Below are 16,728 nucleotides of genomic sequence, written 5' to 3'. Positions count from 1 at the left end.
AGCCAAGCACCTATCAATACCGATAAGCTGAATAAGCAAAGGTGACCGGCAAATCGCGAAGGCCGTCCGCCGGCTCGGGCTGGCCCCTGCTCCGCTGCGACGGGCGGAAGAGACCCGTTGCAATGCCGCTTGAACCCTGTTGGTCGGAGGCAGGTTATCGGCGAAGATGGACCGCTTTTTTTAATCGTCGCGGCTGGTGACGTGGTCGCAATAATCGCACAGGCTAGGATTATTGACCGATTGGTTGTTGATGTTCATGTCGGTGAAGCAACGGGCGCATTCGCCCTCGATCACGTACTGGCAGTAGTAGCAGCCCACGTACATGCCCGCTTGGACATAGGTTGGGTACGCGCATTCAGGGCAGTCATAGATGGTCTGCTCGCCCCCGTCCTTTACGCGTTCGAACTCATCGACCCCGAAAACGGATTCCACGATCATCGTGACCGTCTCTTCAGCGCTGAACTCGGCCGCGCATGCCTTGCAGCCACCGGCGATTAGCGTCGGTTCCGCGTTGCTCGCATCCGCTTGGAACAGCAACGACGAACTACACTCCGTGCAGGAGAATGCGCTGCTGTCCTCGAGACTGTGCCACCACGGCAAGGACTGGAGGGTGGCATCACAATCCGCCTTCTGCTTGTTAAAGAAGGCACGCTCGGCCAGCATCACATCCCATGCGGAACCGAGCGAGACTTTGGGACTTTTCAGTAAAATGGAGAAGAACCCTTCGACCAGCGGGAAGCAGGCGGCAATGGCCTGCCGGATGGCGTCTTTGGGCGCTTTCGAGTGGAAATGCTCGAAATCGTTACGTAGCCTTTGCAGGTCCTTGATGTTGCCTTCCGGCCATTTCAGCTTGAAGGTTGAGAAGCGTTCCCGTAGCTCGTTCAGATCGATGGTGCTCTGGCCCTTCGGGGTCATCACCACCTGTCCGTCTTCGTCAAGCGACGGCACGAATTTCGAGGCGAGGATTTCCATCGGCTCCGCATCGGGCGCGGCATTAAGGAGGCATTCCTTGCCGAGCAGCAACACGCCCGCATAGAAATTGCGTAACGCACTGATCGGCCGCCGGTCATCGTTGGACTGATAGTCCTCGATGCCAAGTTGGATCGAGTAAATGGCGTTAGTGAGAAGCTCGCTCATCGCAACATACAATCCCGAGCATATGCCCAGATTGGGGGAAACCGGCGGCCCCTGAGCTCGGCTGCCACCCGACGCATACAAATAGTGTACAGGCCGTATCCATACCTCGTGAAATTGTCCCCGCGCCGCCTCGAGCGGATATGACGCGTGTACGGCTCCCTGCCGACTGCTTCCAGCTTGTGGTCATGCCCTAGCCTTGAATTTAGACAGAGCTGGGGAATGTTAAGTGCGTTACGAGCGTCTACCACGTATTCTTGCCCTTGTTCTGGATAAGCTTCTGCGCCTTTGCCGCAAGCATCGCCTTCTTTTCGTCAATCAGTTCATCCAGCGCGTCTTCTAGTAGTTCAAAACAATCCAGAAGAGCGGCTGTGTCGATCTGCCCCTCATGGCTACCGTAGTTGCCCACATGGCGCAGCGCATCGAGCGCGTCCTTGTGTCCGGGCTTCATCTTGTCGAATTCTTCAATCCGCTCGGACAGATTCAGCAAATGTACCTTATCCTTCTTGGTGAGCTTGGTGGTCGGCGCTTCAAAGTGATCCATCAGCCGCTCTACGAAAATACGGAGGCGGTTGGCGCACGAAGCTTTGTCCAGCCAATACAGCTCAAATGCCTTCCCCAACTGCTTGTTGCAGGCTGGCGACAGGTTTTTAGAAACCGGAATGATGTGCGGCGCAGGACGAACGAACAGGGGAACTAGTGCGCTTTCCCAATGTTGCTCACGCCCCTCGAAATCCTGAAACAACTCCGCGACACGATTGCCGCCGACGGCAACGACCTCTCCGCAATGAGCTACATCGCATTTCAAAAGGGCGACGAACCGCTCCATCGTCCAGTCCGGCTCTGATTCCGCTAGCTTCTGATCTTCTTTGGAATACTCGGTCTCTTCGACGTGCGGGTAATTGCCGAGCGAGTGCAACAGCCCCTGCTGGCAGTGCGGGCAAGTCCACCTTGGTAGCTTGTTGAAACTGTAGCTCCATAAGTCCCGATTCATGTCGTGTTCTTCCTCCACCCACCAGAACACGGTTACCGCTAATCGCGATTACTAACTAGCCGTTACACCCCGTTCATCCACTGCCGCTTATGCGGCGGCCATTTCCCGCTTCGGCTGACGGCATACAGCTCTGCAAGGTGATACATTCGAGAATGGTTGTGGATTAGAGGCGACACAGAATTTTGATCGCTCCAGAAAATCTTGAAGCTCAAACAATTCCCCAGGCTCGAAACCTCCCCCTCCCCGTCATCTCCCGCAAGCCCAGCTCCAAAACAATCCGCCGCGCCGCCTGCGGCGTCACCTCGAGCGTCTTCGCCACCATCCCGGCCGACACGAGCGGTTTCGCCATCACCAGCTCGACCAGTTCCGGCAGTTTTGAAGACGTCCGGCGCCCGTCGAGCTTTCGGTCCATCGTTGTCTTCGCCAGCGTCAGCCGGTCATGCTCTTTCAAGCCAATCTCGGCGGCCGCCAAAAACCCGTGCGCAATCGCCAGCACCCTTGTCTCCCGGTCGCGGTTCCGGCGCCGGTCGACCGGAATGGTTTTGAGGCCAAGATTGACGGCGGCGAGATGCGCGCCAGTGGTGATGCCGGCCTGGCGCAGGATAGACGCCGCAAATAGCCGGCCGAGCCAGGGCGCATGCTGCAAGACAGCGAGCTCGTTCCAGGCATCGAGGGCGACGATCGCCTGCAGCACCGCCGGCAGGTCGTGCGCTTGCCGAAGCACGCCGCGCCATTCGTCCAGCCGCTCGTCCTCGTTCCAGTCGAGATCATAGACCAGCGGATCGGCCGGAGCCCGGCCGGGCTTGCTGGCTCGCTCGATCGCGGCGTCAGACCGCGCGAGGATCGCATCGATGGCGGCATAGTCGACGCCGGGGAGATTTTCGCCGTCGTTACCATCATCCGCCTCCCCTTCCGGATCGACGGCGACCGCGGGCCGAATGACGCCGCTTGGCTGCCCCGCCTCAGCGCCGACCGGATTGATGTCCGACGTCTGTCGCAAATTTCGGATACCCTCGGTCGATAACGCCCAATCCGGCGACTGCGCGGCGATGCGTCGGCGGGTGCGCAGCACGTCGCGGGCGATGGTCAGCTCGTGGGTGGGTGTGCGGATATCGCGGTTGGCGTCGTGGAGGACGAGGTCTTCGAGATGGACGAGTTCGCCGTCGATCCACAGTGAGGCGCAGGCGTCGGTGAATTGGGTGCGCTCGATCCACCCCTGGCCGACCGGCGAGCGGGCGATGCGCTCGTCCAGACGCGTCAGCGCAATGCCGGCGTCGAAAGCCGGCCGCATCAGGGCTGTCATGCTGATTTTCGTGACATCGTAAGCCATTGAAAACATGGTAAATGATTTGCTAAAGAAACTCTATAATAATATTGCAGTTCCTCACATGGTACGAGCGACAGCTGGAATATCAACCATCGATAAGTAATGCTTATCGGAGGTGATTGATTTCTGCCCGCAAATCATCGAGAATCGATGCCAAGCACGGCCTCAGCGCCGTCGAAAACCGTCGATCCGGAGCGTTCTTGTGCCCAAACCATCCAGCTCGAAAAATCCTGTCGATCTGCGCGCCGACGCACTCGACACCATTGCCGCCGTGCTGCCGATGGAGCGCCGCGACGAGCTGGCCGAACTACTGACTGACCAGGATGTCGAAACCCTGCGGCATCTCGTCAACGAAGGCATGGGCGAAAACACCCTGCGGGCGCTGACGTCGGATCTCGCCTATCTGCAGGCTTGGTCGCTGGCGGCGACGGGTGCATCCCTCCCCTGGCCGGCTCCTGAGGCGATGCTGCTGAAGTTCGTCGCGCACCACCTGTGGGATCCGGCAAGACGTGCCGACGACCCGAGCCACGGTATGCCGGCAGATGTCGAGAGCAGCCTGCGGGACCAGCGTTTTCTCAAAGTCGTCGGTCCGCATGCGGCCGATACGGTGCGCCGACGGCTGGCCACCTGGTCGACCTTGACGAAATGGCGAGGGTTGACTGGCAACTTCACCTCCCCGGCCCTCAAGTCGGCGATCCGTCTCGCCGTCCGGGCGACGCCGCGGCCCAGAAAACGCAAGAGCGCCAAAGCGGTCACCGGCGACGTGCTGGCAAAGATGCTGGCGACCTGTGCAACCGGTAGTCTGCGCGATTTACGGGATCGGGCGATCCTGATGGTCGCCTTTGCCTCCGGCGGTCGCCGCCGCAGCGAGATCGCAGGCCTTCGCCTGGAACAGCTGGTCGTCGAGGCTGCGATTGAAGTGGCAGACGGCCCTGCCCTCCCCTCGCTTGCGATCCATCTCGGTCGCACCAAAACATCGGGTGCCGATCATGACGAAATCGTTTATCTCACCGGTCGTCCGGTCGAGGCGCTCAATGCCTGGCTTGAAGCTGCCAAGATCGACGGCGGGGTTGTTTTTCGGAAGGTCGATCGCTGGGGCAATGTTTCGAAGCGGGCGCTGGAGCCGAGTGCGATCAATGCGATCGTCAAGCAGCGGGCGGAGATGGCTGGGCTCGAGCCTGGGGAGTTTTCGGCGCACGGACTACGGTCGGGGTATCTCACCGAGGCCGCCAACCGCGGCATTCCCTTGCCCGAGGCCATGGAGCAGTCAAGGCATCGATCCGTACAGCAAGCGTCGAGCTATTATAATAATGCCACTCGCCGGAGCGGGCGGGCGGCAAGGATGTTGTAAGCCTCAAATTTGCACACGGAAGCCCGCGTCATCACAGCTTCACTTGCCGACGGACTTGGTCAGGCTTTTGAACCTTGTCGAGATCGCTCGGCGATGTTGGATAGATCGACTTTCTTGCCCGCAACGTCCGCAACAATCTTCAGAGTGCCGCCGAGTGATTCAACGTAGTCGCGAAGCGTTGATAGCTTCATATCCGCGCGCTTTTCGAGTCTCGAAACATTGGTCTGCTTGAAACCGGTTCCGGCAGACACGTCTTCCTGCGTCCGCCCGACGAGCGCGCGTAGTTCTCGCAGATTATGGGCAATGACGAGTTCCTCAGCTCGCTGGGCAACTGCGTGCTGTTCAGCTTCAGGAAGCGTTTTTATCAGCTTGTCGAGATCATCCATGTCACTTCTCCAACCCGATCAAATGTTCGTCGTATCGTCTATCGGCCAGATCGATCAGCCGCTTGTAAAAGAGCTTCTGGCTCACGCCGCTCTTAGCTCCGCCGCAAAGGACAACGGCCTTTCGTTCGGGATCAAAAGCAAAGGCAAACCGCCATTGCACCTTCAGCACCTTGATGCGTAATTCCTTCATATTCGCGTGCTTGGACCCTGAAAGCGTATCGACTTCGGGCCGACCCAGTCGAAAACCTTTCTGGCGAAGAAGCACCAGATATGCCAACAACTCCACCCGAACATCGGCTGGTAGGTCGAGAACCTCAATCTTGAAGCGCTCGTGGAGCTCGACCCTCCAGCCTGTCATTTCAGATCCTGAATGATATAGATACTTTGGGATATATATTCCATGCCGCGGCGAGAAGCAATAGCATGGTGTTTTTCCGGAAACACAGACACCTCAAAGTGAACGACCATGAGCTGCTCGATCGGGGAAGGTATCGGCTTTCGAGGCTTTGTTTGAGGCATTTCCGCCCCAGTGCGCCGCTGATGCGCCCTGAGCGAGCAACGGCCGGCGCGAGGTTTTCAAACACGCCCACAAGCTTCTATGTCATCTATAGAACGCGCCTGCAAAGGATCGATTTCTCGCGCATTCCTTATCTGTACAAATCACCTCAAAATGGGCCGTTCAAAACGCAACGGCGAAGCGACGAAGAGGTAACGTCCAACAACCTCCAAAGCGGCTGGTCTCGACGGACGATCAGGTCCACGACGCCCAGATGGATGAGCTTCGAGCCGCCGGCTGCGATCGTATTTTCCAAGAACCCGGTTCCGGAGCATCTCGCGCTCGTCAGGTTTGACCCGACTACTTGGCGAGTTAACTGCGGGCGACGTCCTCGTCATCGTCCGCCTTGATCGGCTGTCGAGATCCGTGAGCCATCTGCTGCAAGTCATCGAAGACCTCGAGCAATGCGACGTTCATTATCGATTGATCCGCGATCCGATCGACACCTCGACCCCGCAGGGCACTTCGCCGCCTCGATGCCCGCTTTGGTGCGTTCGGCGCATCGAAGACCTCCTCGTTCCTGGATAAGGTCAAAAGCCAATTCCCGATTTTGTACGGTGATCGTAGATCGTTACAAATCAAAGACAGCGACTTCTCTTGACGCCCGTGTCTAAAAGCCGGACGATCCACCGCGCGTGAGCGCCATGATCGCATCAGTGTCGAGTCCCTTCCCCGCGTGGCCCCGAAGTTTCTCAAAAGCGGCTGGCAGGTGCTTTCTATCGGCTGATCACCACCACACTCCCATCTTCGGCCCGCGCGAAGTCGACCTGGCTTCCTGGAAGTATGCCTAGCAAGTCCCGCACCGCTTTCGGGATAGTGACCTGCCCCTTAGCGCCCACTGTAGCTGTCATTTTCAACATCCTTGTAAGACCGCTGCAGAAATAGGAATTACATTTTTCGAATCTAAATTTCATTCACTATGCGCCCACAATTCACCGGAATTTGGAGGAAGTGGCCAGCAATTGGAGGGTTGCCTGGGTCTCTCCGACAATTGGCGTTAGGTAAGTGATGGATTTCGGGGCGCTCAAGCCGCTGCTCGGGCGCGTCTACCCGGCCAAAGGCGTCTGTTCAAGATTCGGATTGGAGTGGAACATCCCCATGAACCCTGAATCGCACCTAAACTTCGGGTGGACGGTGCAAGATCTTTCGCCTATCGATGGTGTCATGAAGTCGTCTCTCGATCACATTCCGCTTCGCAAGCAGCGCGAGATTGGCCGCGTTCTGGAAATCCTTCATGAGGAATTCGAAGACGCGCTAAAGGACGGCACCGCGGAATTCAAGAAGCGCGGGCGCATCCTGAAGATCATCCTATTCGGCTCCTATGCCAAAGGCGTCTGGGTGGATGAACCGTTCACCATGAAGGGTTACCGGTCCGACTTCGACCTCCTGATCATCGTCAACAACCGCAAGCTCTGCGAGTTCGCCGAGTACTGGCACAAGGCCGCCGATCGGCTGATCCATGATAAGTCGATCGAAACACCGGTGAGCTTCATCGTCCATTCCAGACGCGAAGTGAACACCTATCTCAAGGAAGGCCAATACTTCTTCTCTGATATCCGCAAGGAAGGCGTCGTTCTCTATGAACTCGATGATGAACCGCTTGCAGAACCCAAGCCACTCTCTCAGGCGGACCTTTTCAAAGTTGCGGATGAACATTTCGACCAAAGGTTTCGGGCAGCGATGCGCTTTCTGGAGATGGCAACGCTAGCCATTGAGCGTCACTACATTGAGAACGCAGCCTTCGAGCTCCACCAATCGATCGAGCAAGCCTATTCCTGTGTCCTGCTGACACTCACGAACTACGGCCCGCCTTCCCACAACATCAAATTCCTCCGGTCCCTTGCCGAAGAACAAAACCGACGTCTGACAGAAGCCTTTCCTCGTGATCAGCATCGTGAGCGCGCCTGGTTTAACACCCTGAACGAGGCCTATGTGAAGGCGCGGTATTCCAAGCATTTCGAGATCAGCGAGGAAGCCCTTGGCTGGCTTGGAGAGCAAACCGCCTTGTTGCTCCAGCTAGTCAAGACAGTTTGCTCCGAGCATTTGGCGATGCTTAAGCGAAATGGCGGGTAGTGGCGTCGCCTGATGGTCCGTCCGTGAGCTGTTTGACCTGTCGATATAGTCCCGATCGAGCGAGCTGTTTGAGACCAGCTTTACGCCATTCCATTTCGCGTCCATGACGGCTTAAGAAGTCTACGCCGCGTCCGTCATCCGGTGGTAGAGCCGCCAGAAGGAACCTCGATCTCGATAAGCAGTCCATCATTCGACCAGGTTTTCTCAACACGCCCCTTCAGCTGTTTTTCGATCATTGCACCGACGATCACCGTGCCAAAACCGCGTTTGGTTGACTTGGGCGCCGTGCCAGCACCCGCCTCCTGCCACCGAAGCCTGAAGCCGGCGTCAGACGGTCCGGGCATCCAGCTAATCGAAAGCCTACCTTGCGGCACGGCAAGCGCACCATGACGGGCCGCATTGACGGCTAATTCGTGAAGAACGAGCGCAACCGGCTGGACAACCGTCGCCGGCAGCCTGATATCAGGTCCGCTTAAAGCAGCGCGGTTTGCCGCAAATGGCGTCACCTGCAGGCGAACGAGGTCTTCAACCGAAATACTCGCCCATCCTCGTTCGGCCAGCAGATTATGTGCACGTGCGAGCGCCTGCACGCGGTGTTGAATGGCAGCGGCATAAAGGGCCGGATCATCGGCATTGCTGAGGCGAACGATGCTGTCAACAATAGCGAGGGCATTCTTAGATCGGTGGTCGACCTCCATCAACAGGCGATGCTCGGAAGCCTCCAGGGCCTCGACCCGCCGGTACTCCGTCATGTCTATTTGCGACCCAAAGAAATACAGGATCCCGCCGTCATCCCCATGGATGGGGCTCAAGTGCAAGCGGTTCCAGAATGCTTCTCCACCTTTTTTATAATTCAGGATCTCGACGCTGACTTCACGCTCGTCGGCGATGCCTGCGCGAATTTCGGCAACGGCGATGGGAGACGTCGCCGGCCCCTGAAGGAAACGGCAGTTGCGGCCTATCACCTCGTCAGCAGTGTAACCCGTCAGCTCAAGGAATGACTTGTTTGCCAGAACGATCGGATGATCCGGTTTCCGTGCATCGGTGACTACCATCGGCATCCTGGTCCGCTCAAAAGCGATCGCCGCTAACTCTTTTCGGTCGGCCAAGGCTGCCTTTGCCGATGCCGAAGGCAAGTCTCCGTGTAGTTTTTGTGTCAAATGGTTCGTCATGCTTCCACGCTTAATCGGACGTCGGCTGATAACGCCGATCGCGTTCCTTTGTTTCCATGAGGATCAACTGAGTTGGCTAAGATGAAAGGATCTCTAAAGATCGGCCGGCCAAAGCATCACGGCTGCGATGGCAATGCGGCCGCGTCCGGTATAGGATTGAGCTTAGGTCATCCGCTTGTGACCTAAAGGATCAGGCGAAGAACATCATGAACCGCTTTTCCCATTCCAGCCGCGCTCGTGAGCGCTTCCTCGAAGCCATCCTCCAGAGTGCCATCGAATATGCGATCATCGTCGTGGACCTTGATTGCCTCGTGACCACCTGGAATGAGGGTGCGCGCCGGATCCTTGGATGGGAGGAGGCTGAAATCATCGGCCAGCCCGTGGCCGTAATTTTCACGCCGGAAGACCGGGAGGCCGGGATTCCCCAGCGGGAAATGACCGCCGCGTTGACGCAAGGCCATGGAGATGATGAGCGCTGGCACATTCGAAAGGATGGCTCGTTATTCTGGGCGTCCGGCCAGATGATGGCGTTGAGGTCGGATGACGGCGAACTTGAAGGCTTCCTCAAGATTCTCAGGGATCGAAGCGACCAGAGAGACAACGAGGAGCGTCAGCGGGTCCTGATGCACGAACTCTCTCATCGCATTAAGAATACGCTGGCCGTCGTTCAGGCGATCATCAACCAATCGTTCCGAAGTGCCGTCAGCATGGAGGAAGCGGAGCAGTCGGTCTCAGCGCGCATCAATGCTTATGCAAACGCGCATGATATTTTGCTGCAGCAGAACTGGCTGTGCGCGACCATGGACGCGATCGTCGTGGCGACCGCGATCAATCTTGGAGTTGGGTCGAACCGTGTCAAAGCAAAAGGACCTGAAGTCAATCTGAACCCCCAGGCGGCTCTTTCGTTCTCCCTCGTGCTGCACGAGCTTGTCACGAACGCCACCAAATACGGGGCTCTGTCTGTGGATACCGGCTCTGTCGAAATCGAGTGGTCGGTGCGCCAAAACCCCGGCGACGATCGCTTGGACCTTTCGTGGCAGGAGCGCGGCGGCCCGGTTGTGGAGGCTCCAAAGAGGAGGGGCTTTGGCTCCCGGCTCGTCAATTCTAGCCTCGCCGCATACGGAGATGTCTCTCTCGATTACGCTGCGACAGGCTTCATGCTCAGGGTCGACGCGTCGCTTCAGAAGCTGCAAGCTCAAGATTATTCCGACTCTCGGGTGTAATTGCGGCGCTAGAGGCGGATTGGTCTTGAAAGGACGGCTTCCCAGCGGTATCCGCCGAGAGCTTGCGCATTCGCTAGGCGAGTTTGCCGCTGCCCCGGTCGACTGAGCCAATCAGCAGCGCGACCTCGCAGAGCAGGCGTCGAGCGCGCTGATAAGGAATGTGGGCGATTAGATTCAGATCGGATCTATTCTCTCCGACCGGCCTGGGACTAGTCCCGCCGATGCCGGCTTGCGGGCTGTCCTTAGACTTGGCGGGGCTGGCTAGGGCGGCGGCGATGAGAACACCCCAGCGACCGACTGTCACAGAGAAACGAAGAGCAAACTATCGGCCTCAACGTTGCTCGGTGGGTTGTCAAAGGATACGAACTCCGGTTCCCGCCTAGTGCCTCCCGACGCTCGCTCTTTAACCCACAGGCTTCCATCCAAGTTTCGGGCCATAAAGGCACGTCGCAGCAGAGAGGAGCAGCAAAGCCATCCCGATGAGGCCAGTCTTCGTTACGGGTTCATGAGCGATGAGCGCGCCCACCGCGACGGCAATCATCGGTGATACGAAAGCGAATGCTCCCGCTCTTGTCGGTCCGACGTCGCGCAACAGCTGCATGTAAAGCCGATATCCGATCAGTGAGCCGAAAATCACCAAGAAGAACCAGCCTGCCAGCGCGAGGGCCGTCCAGTTCATGGGTGAAAGGTCTGCGATCCTTTCACCGGAGACGATCGCCGCAATAACAAGCAGCAGTCCTCCAAGGAGCGTCGTCGAACCTGCCAGCGCCGAGCTTCCGTGTTTTTCTATGAGCGGTTTGGCCAAGACCGATCCCAAGGCAGAGGATGCCGCTGCCCAGCTGACGGCTACTATTCCAAGCCAGGCCTCTTCGCCATAAGTGGCTTGGACACCGTCCTTGAAGAGCAAATACAAGCCTGCCGTACCCACAGCCATGCCAAGAAGCGCAACCCAGCTCCAGGTTTCTTGCCGTAAGACCACCCCGAAGATAAACAGACATACCGGTGTCAGCGACATTTCAAGGACAGCAGCTGTCCCGGATGACACTTTCGTCATTCCCCAGAAGAGCGGCCCATAACAGAGGGTGATCATCAGCAGGCTTGCAAGGACGAGCGTTCGCCAATCCAAGAGCAAAGGTCGTAATGTGGAACCCCGCATGAAAGCTATTGTGATGAAGACGGCTCCCGCGGAGATAAATCGCGTAGCGGCGAAGAGCAGCGGCGGTAGGGAAGAGACCCCCAACTTGACGGCTATCCATGTCAGGCCCCACACGATGCAGAGCACGACGAACTTAGCGAGATTTCCAGGAGTCATCATCTCGACCTTTTGCTGTAACGGGTATAATTATCTTATACCGTTACAAACTTCGCTGATGGCGGCGGGTTCCAAACAATGAGTAAAACCGTTCAGAACATGCGCCTAAGCGGCGGGCATCCCGTTCTCGACTTTGTCAACACTGTCGACAGCCGTGGTGATCGCTGGGGCCCCGACCTTTTGGATAGCTTCGATGATCTTGTGATATTTGCTCGCCGAGTGGGGCTGACCGCAGACCGCGGCGATAGCGCCCTTGGGCTGACAGCGAGCCAAGGCGACGCATTCGAAGCTCTCCGAGCCGGGAAGGAGCTTCGAGAGTGTCTGTACCGACTTTTTCTCGTCGAGCATCGAGGTGGAAGGCCGTCGCAAGACGACATCGCCTACTTGGAAGAGGCAGCAACATCTGGAAGGGCAAGGCAGACGTTTCACCATGACGGCGAAACGTGGACCTGGATGCAGAAGCTGAAAGAGCCCCTGGACCTGGTGCACCTTCTTGCCCTCTCGGGGGCAGATTTACTCGCCACTAAGCCAGAGCGCCGCCCGATAAGGGAATGCAAGGGTGCCAATTGCGGTTGGTTGTTCCTTGATCATTCGAAAGGTGGTCGCCGGAAATGGTGCTCCGACGAGAGTTGCGGCACCCACAGCCGGGTGAAGCGTTTTCGCGCAAAATAGATCGGCCACCATGACACATCCCCTCGTGGCAGTCCCTTCATGATCGGACGTCGGCAACCAATTGTTTTCCGCGGTCAGTGAGCACGAGTACCGGGGTCCCGTTCAATGCGATTTCCTTCACGAACGCTTTCGCTTCGAGGTTTGCAATTATTGCCGTGGAAATGCGTTTGTCGCCGACCAGCCAGACGCGTCCCGAGCGACGCTGGTGGCGAAACCTGGCGATCGCGGTCAAAGTGTTGATCGACGTTTTGGAAAGAGGTTTGCGGTCGGTCGTCATCATGACGTCTCCCAGAAGATGTTCTTGCTATGTTCAGATGTTTATTCCTTTCGCTCTTTTCAAGATCGAAGTGTTCCAGTGACCGTTGAGAGGTAACTGGTCGGTATCTGCACGAGACCGACGATCGCAACACAGTCCGCTCGTGACCGCTGATCTTAAAGCGCAACATCTCTACGGCGTGAAGAACCAGTTCTTTCGGGACTATTTCGCGTGCGGTCCTATGGGCCTCGTCGATCGCCGCATCGAGGGAGAGATGCGCTGGCGCTCCCCATCAACGTGGTTTCATCCTCTGTTCGCACGAACAAGGCTGAGAGTGCGTCCGACTGTTCGATTTGCCGATCAATGTGAAACGTTCGAGCCTCGACCATCGGGATGTCCTTGAAAGCTGAGCCGCTCGATCTCATTTGAGATACTGATTGATCGTTGCACCGACAGCTCCTTGCCAAGGCTTCAACGGAACTGAGGTCGTCGGGGATGATGATGTCGTCACACTCGATGGAGCTTCCGGCGAAACACAGTTCCCTTTCAATACGGTTCAAGGCAGACTGGAACGGAAGGTGCGGGATTCCGTCTGTGTCTTTTGCCTGATGCAATTCACATCTCCTATTCAACGAGGTCACTATTGACGCAGTTCTTCGAAACCACTCAAGGGATCATGGCAATGGGAGCGTTAATCGGCGCTGGCAGTTTAGCTGCTGGCTCCTTGCTTCCGAACGTCATCCGACTTGTGAAGACGGCGATCGACCGGCGCCCGAAGGCCGAAACGAGAAACCTCGCGATGATGACGGTGCTGGCGCTAGATGATTTTGTCGGAGCCAGTTATGCGGCCGTTCACGACGTGCCCGAATTCAATCCCATGGATGAAGGCGAATTCGTCTTCCACGTTCCAGATCCGACCCTTGTACTGCCAGCGAACGCCAATTGGGACCTTTTCGATGCCGAGCTTTCGGACGAAATCCTATGGCTGTCGAACCGCGTGAAAAACCTCGCATATGCCTTGGATAGTCTCGACCTTTCCAGGCCGGGATACGGTGGTTTCTTCGAGCGACGTCACGAAGGCTATGCTAATCTTGCGGCGGAAGCGATGGATATCATTGAGCATATGCTAAAGGAGTTCGACCTCACTCTGCCTGCCAAGCCCGACTATTATCGCCAGCGCGAAGGGCTGGTTTCAGCAATTCAAAAGGCTGGACAAAACAGTTCGCGACGCCGAAAGCCTGGCAGTCAAGCGTCCTCGAACGGGTCGAATGTGCTAGAACTGTTTCCCAAGGCGAACGAGGACGCCGAGTAAACCGACGCGACCGCTTTCGTTGATAAGAGCCGGGTTATTTTGCGGTCTACTTTCGAATGCCATGTGCGTTTTATTCATGCTCGCGCTGGAGGGTCAGTCGTCGAACACAGCACGCTATCAAGATCACGGAATACGCCAAAGTGGCGCGGTGTGAGCAACCGGCGGAAATGCGAAGCTTTCATCTAGCGCAGCGTTGGAGCCGGTTGCGGCGATGGTTTCGGCATCGCTAGCCGGAGTCTGGTATCCGAGCGCGGAGTGTGGCCGGAAATCATCGCGCCTTGCGAGACTTCAACTCCTTCTCGACTGACTTTTTTAGTGCGTCCATGATGTTGATGACGTTGCTCTTCTTCTCGTCATCGCCTGTCGCAGATTTCGCAGTCGACTTCTTGGCCGGCTTCCGCGCTTTTTTCTTTTCAGCGATCAGCTTCAGCAGGCTTTCTTGGATCGGATCGGACACCATTTCGGGCGACCACTCCTTCATCCGTTTCTTGATGACCTTTTCGAGGGCCGCAACGTCGCTCGCGTCGGACTTCTTGTCGATGCCCGTGAAGTATTCGGTTTCGGGCCGAACCTCGTCACCGAACCGTAAGGTCCAGACCACAATGCCTTCATCGTGGGGTTTTAAAATCACCTCCCGCTCACGGCGACCGAGAACCACGCGGGACACGCCGACCACATCCTGGGCCTTCATCGCTTCGCGGATGACGGCGAATGCCTCGTCGCCGATCTTCTCGTTGGCTGTGAGGTAGAAGGGAGTATCGAGATAGATCCACTCAATGCTTTCGCGAGGGACGAACTTTTCGATGTCGATTGTCCGTACCGTCTCCAGCTCAACCGATTCCAGGTCTTCGTCGGTCAGGATGATGTAATCGTTCTCTCCGCGCTCGTAGCCTTTTGCCTCATCTTCATCCTTCACCGGCTTTCCGGTGACGCTGTCGATGTATTGGGAGACAACGCGATTGCCGGTCTTCTCATTGAGGGTATGAAAGCGCACTTTTTCGCTCTCTGACGTCGCGGGCGTCATGGCGACCGGGCAGGTGACGAGGGATAGCTTCAGATAGCCTCTCCAGTAGGGGCGACGGGGTGCCATGGTCGTCAGCTCGCTTTCTTATGCGCGGTTTTTGCTCGGGTCTTCGACGTCTTTGAGGTGGAAGCATTCTTCCTCCCCGCGTTCGCATTAGCCGCCTTCGGCTTTTTGGCGGGTCCTTTGTCCATTCCGGCGCTTTCTCGTAGCGCCTTCAGCAAGTCGTTAGGGTTAGAGACTTTGATCGGCTTCGGCTTCGGCAGGGATTTACCCTCGGCCTTCGCTTTGACCAGTGCGGCGAGCGCGGTCTCATAGCGATCATCGGTTTTCCCGGGATCGAACTCGCCCTTCTTTGTATCGATGATGTGCTTTGCGAGGTCCAGCATCTCACCTTCGAGCTTGACCTTCGTCACATCCTGGAATGCTTCCTTTGAAGATCGGACCTCGTAATCGAAGTTGAGTGTTGTGGCGATCAGTCCCTTGCCGTGTGCTCTGATCAGCACCGTACGCATGCGGCGGAACAAGACCGTCCGGGCAATAGCAGTAGCGTTCGTCTTGATCAGGGCATCCCGAATGCTGGTGAATGCATCCTGCGCTTCGTCTTCGACGGGGACCAAATAGTATGGTTTGTCGAAATAGATATCATCGATTTTACCACAAGGAATGAATGCTTCCGCCTCAAGCATCTTGTCGGAATCTGGCACGACCGCCGCCACCTCATCCGGATCGATCATGATGTAATCGCCGTTCCCGGCCTCGAAGCCTTTGACTTGCTGATCGCGGTCGACGACCTCCTCGGTTTCGCTGTCGATGAACTCGCGTTTCAGCCGGTTTCCGGTTTTCTCGTTCAGCATATGAAAGCTGATCCGATCCGATGTGGATGCGGCGGTGTACAAACCAACGGCGCAGCTCAATTCCCCAATCTTCAGGTGGCCTTTCCACTGAGCACGGTGGCTGGTCATAATTGTCCCTCCAAGTCATTGAGACATTAACAAAAATTGACGATATTTGTTCCGTTCAACACTTGTCTCCGCAGCACGAACGCAACATCTCTTTCGAAGTACCCGCTCATCGGTGCATGAATGCCGACTGGCAGAAATGACCGCGATCCAGATCGGAAGCGAGAACTAAGCCGTGGTCTTCGCCAGAAATACCAAATGACTGGCGACGCCTCAGATGAAACCGGGGTCGGCCGCGCAGGAGCTGGAGGCTACCGCCATTTGTCGATGAGAAATCCCGCGGGTCCTTGAACGGGATCGGTATTGGGTAAGGATACTGACGAGATTGTCTTTAGCATCTCGCTTGAAGCGGCCGAAGTCTGAATGTCGGCATGCTGTCCCTCCGGATAGGCGCCGATGACTTCAAAGTCCGACGTGCTGCCGAGATTCTGGTGGCCTGTCCCCGCTGGAAGCACCAAGCAATCTCCCGCCGCTACTTCAAGTGCTCGACCGCCGGGGCCGCCGATCAATAGCCTGGCGCTACCAGTTGAAATTCCCAGTACTTCGTGCGCTCTGGAATGGTAGTGCTGATAATCGAATACACCGTTTGTCCAGATGCCTGTCCAACCGTTTGCTGCGAAGCGAAGTTTGAAATCAGTCGGCCCACCGCCAGCTGAAAGACCCCTGTAAAGCAATACAGGAAGACGCGGGTTGTTCGGGACCCAGTCGCTCGGCTCGAACATTATCGCTTCGGCTTCCATGCTGCCCTTCCAAGGTTATGCGTCAATTGCTGCGACGTGACGGCGACCGAGCCGTCCATGCTGTTCGTCCAGGTCTTTTCCATCGAACTCATCTCTGCCGGTGGCTCCAAAAGCTAAACTTTGGCGGTCGCCAGCGGTTCCTTTGAAGAACCTTGACGGTTTGCATCTCGTGCCGGAATGGACATTACCGGCAGATCGCACGAAGAAATTGGCGTGAAACTCAAAGGGTGAATCGAA

At 56.9% G+C, this 16,728-nt stretch carries 16 protein-coding genes and 3 pseudogenes; 6 read left to right on the top strand and 13 right to left on the bottom strand.

What is annotated here, in order from left to right:
* Nucleotides 1–180: 180 nt before the first annotated feature.
* The 3 genes from GR197_RS16220 to GR197_RS16210 all read right to left on the bottom strand — a co-directional run bounded on the left by GR197_RS16220 (nucleotide 181) and on the right by GR197_RS16210 (nucleotide 3,467).
* The gene (locus GR197_RS16220; RefSeq protein WP_164011283.1) at nucleotides 181–1,137 is read right to left on the bottom strand and encodes a hypothetical protein; all 957 of its coding nucleotides are present in this window, start codon (nucleotides 1,135–1,137) and stop codon (nucleotides 181–183) included.
* Between the two features lie 241 nt (nucleotides 1,138–1,378).
* Nucleotides 1,379–2,053 carry a DUF4145 domain-containing protein gene (locus GR197_RS16215; RefSeq protein ID WP_164011281.1) on the bottom strand — a complete coding sequence of 225 codons (675 nt, stop codon included), beginning with the start codon at nucleotides 2,051–2,053 and terminating at the stop codon, nucleotides 1,379–1,381.
* Nucleotides 2,054–2,336: 283 nt separating this feature from the next.
* Nucleotides 2,337–3,467: an RHE_PE00001 family protein gene (locus GR197_RS16210; RefSeq protein ID WP_164011279.1), complete on the bottom strand. Its 1,131-nt coding sequence runs from the start codon at nucleotides 3,465–3,467 to the stop codon at nucleotides 2,337–2,339.
* 190 nt (nucleotides 3,468–3,657) lie between these two features.
* Here GR197_RS16210 and GR197_RS16205 point away from each other — a divergent pair, with 190 nt between their 5' ends.
* The gene (locus GR197_RS16205) at nucleotides 3,658–4,806 is read left to right on the top strand and encodes a site-specific integrase (RefSeq protein WP_348643282.1); all 1,149 of its coding nucleotides are present in this window, start codon (nucleotides 3,658–3,660) and stop codon (nucleotides 4,804–4,806) included.
* Nucleotides 4,807–4,865: 59 nt separating this feature from the next.
* Here GR197_RS16205 and GR197_RS16200 read toward each other — a convergent pair whose 3' ends face one another.
* Nucleotides 4,866–5,192 (bottom strand): helix-turn-helix domain-containing protein, encoded by a 327-nt coding sequence (locus tag GR197_RS16200; protein ID WP_164011277.1) that lies wholly within the window; start codon nucleotides 5,190–5,192, stop codon nucleotides 4,866–4,868.
* 1 nt (nucleotide 5,193) lies between these two features.
* Nucleotides 5,194–5,550: a type II toxin-antitoxin system RelE/ParE family toxin gene (locus GR197_RS16195; protein ID WP_164011275.1), complete on the bottom strand. Its 357-nt coding sequence runs from the start codon at nucleotides 5,548–5,550 to the stop codon at nucleotides 5,194–5,196.
* Nucleotides 5,551–5,834: 284 nt separating this feature from the next.
* Here GR197_RS16195 and GR197_RS16190 point away from each other — a divergent pair.
* Nucleotides 5,835–6,210, top strand: a pseudogene (locus tag GR197_RS16190) (recombinase family protein); the annotation flags it as partial.
* A gap of 148 nt (nucleotides 6,211–6,358) precedes the next feature.
* Here GR197_RS16190 and GR197_RS16185 read toward each other — a convergent pair.
* A pseudogene (locus tag GR197_RS16185) lies at nucleotides 6,359–6,599 on the bottom strand (AbrB/MazE/SpoVT family DNA-binding domain-containing protein).
* A gap of 313 nt (nucleotides 6,600–6,912) precedes the next feature.
* On the opposite strand from GR197_RS16185, the gene GR197_RS16180 reads away from it, so the two are divergent.
* A complete protein-coding gene (locus GR197_RS16180) occupies nucleotides 6,913–7,821 on the top strand; it encodes a nucleotidyltransferase and HEPN domain-containing protein (RefSeq protein ID WP_164011341.1) in 909 nt (302 codons plus the stop codon).
* Nucleotides 7,822–7,955: 134 nt separating this feature from the next.
* Here the strand turns inward: GR197_RS16180 and GR197_RS16175 are convergent, their stop codons facing one another.
* Nucleotides 7,956–8,993, bottom strand: coding sequence for a PAS domain-containing protein (locus tag GR197_RS16175; protein ID WP_164011273.1), 1,038 nt, complete (start codon nucleotides 8,991–8,993; stop codon nucleotides 7,956–7,958).
* Nucleotides 8,994–9,199: 206 nt separating this feature from the next.
* Between GR197_RS16175 and GR197_RS16170 the strand changes: the two genes are divergently transcribed.
* On the top strand, nucleotides 9,200–10,216 hold the full coding sequence (locus GR197_RS16170; RefSeq protein ID WP_164011271.1) for a sensor histidine kinase: 1,017 nt from the start codon (nucleotides 9,200–9,202) through the stop codon (nucleotides 10,214–10,216).
* A gap of 403 nt (nucleotides 10,217–10,619) precedes the next feature.
* Here GR197_RS16170 and GR197_RS16165 read toward each other — a convergent pair whose 3' ends face one another.
* On the bottom strand, nucleotides 10,620–11,531 hold the full coding sequence (locus tag GR197_RS16165; RefSeq protein ID WP_164011270.1) for a DMT family transporter: 912 nt from the start codon (nucleotides 11,529–11,531) through the stop codon (nucleotides 10,620–10,622).
* Between the two features lie 75 nt (nucleotides 11,532–11,606).
* Here GR197_RS16165 and GR197_RS16160 point away from each other — a divergent pair, with 75 nt between their 5' ends.
* A complete protein-coding gene (locus tag GR197_RS16160) occupies nucleotides 11,607–12,200 on the top strand; it encodes a CGNR zinc finger domain-containing protein (protein ID WP_164011267.1) in 594 nt (197 codons plus the stop codon).
* A gap of 37 nt (nucleotides 12,201–12,237) precedes the next feature.
* On the opposite strand, the gene GR197_RS16155 is transcribed toward GR197_RS16160, so the two are convergent.
* A complete protein-coding gene (locus tag GR197_RS16155; RefSeq protein ID WP_164011266.1) occupies nucleotides 12,238–12,480 on the bottom strand; it encodes a hypothetical protein in 243 nt (80 codons plus the stop codon).
* Nucleotides 12,481–13,099: 619 nt separating this feature from the next.
* Here GR197_RS16155 and GR197_RS16150 point away from each other — a divergent pair.
* Nucleotides 13,100–13,768, top strand: coding sequence for a hypothetical protein (locus tag GR197_RS16150; RefSeq protein WP_164011264.1), 669 nt, complete (start codon nucleotides 13,100–13,102; stop codon nucleotides 13,766–13,768).
* Nucleotides 13,769–13,842: 74 nt separating this feature from the next.
* Here GR197_RS16150 and GR197_RS32340 read toward each other — a convergent pair.
* The 4 genes and pseudogenes from GR197_RS32340 to GR197_RS16130 form a co-directional block, all read right to left on the bottom strand.
* A pseudogene (locus tag GR197_RS32340) lies at nucleotides 13,843–14,041 on the bottom strand (hypothetical protein); the annotation flags it as partial.
* Nucleotides 14,037–14,858 (bottom strand): Ku protein, encoded by an 822-nt coding sequence (locus tag GR197_RS16140; protein WP_164011262.1) that lies wholly within the window; start codon nucleotides 14,856–14,858, stop codon nucleotides 14,037–14,039. The pseudogene GR197_RS32340 and the gene GR197_RS16140, both read right to left, overlap by 5 nt.
* Nucleotides 14,859–14,863: 5 nt before the next feature.
* Nucleotides 14,864–15,754: a Ku protein gene (locus GR197_RS16135; RefSeq protein ID WP_204330233.1), complete on the bottom strand. Its 891-nt coding sequence runs from the start codon at nucleotides 15,752–15,754 to the stop codon at nucleotides 14,864–14,866.
* A gap of 248 nt (nucleotides 15,755–16,002) precedes the next feature.
* The gene (locus tag GR197_RS16130) at nucleotides 16,003–16,491 is read right to left on the bottom strand and encodes a cupin domain-containing protein (protein ID WP_164011260.1); all 489 of its coding nucleotides are present in this window, start codon (nucleotides 16,489–16,491) and stop codon (nucleotides 16,003–16,005) included.
* Between the last annotated feature and the right edge of the window lie 237 nt (nucleotides 16,492–16,728).

The organism is Rhizobium phaseoli, assembly GCF_010668805.1.
GTDB classification, from domain to species: domain Bacteria; phylum Pseudomonadota; class Alphaproteobacteria; order Rhizobiales; family Rhizobiaceae; genus Rhizobium; species Rhizobium phaseoli_A.
Note: the sequence above shows the minus strand (reverse complement) of the source record. Positions and strands in the feature narration are given on the sequence as shown.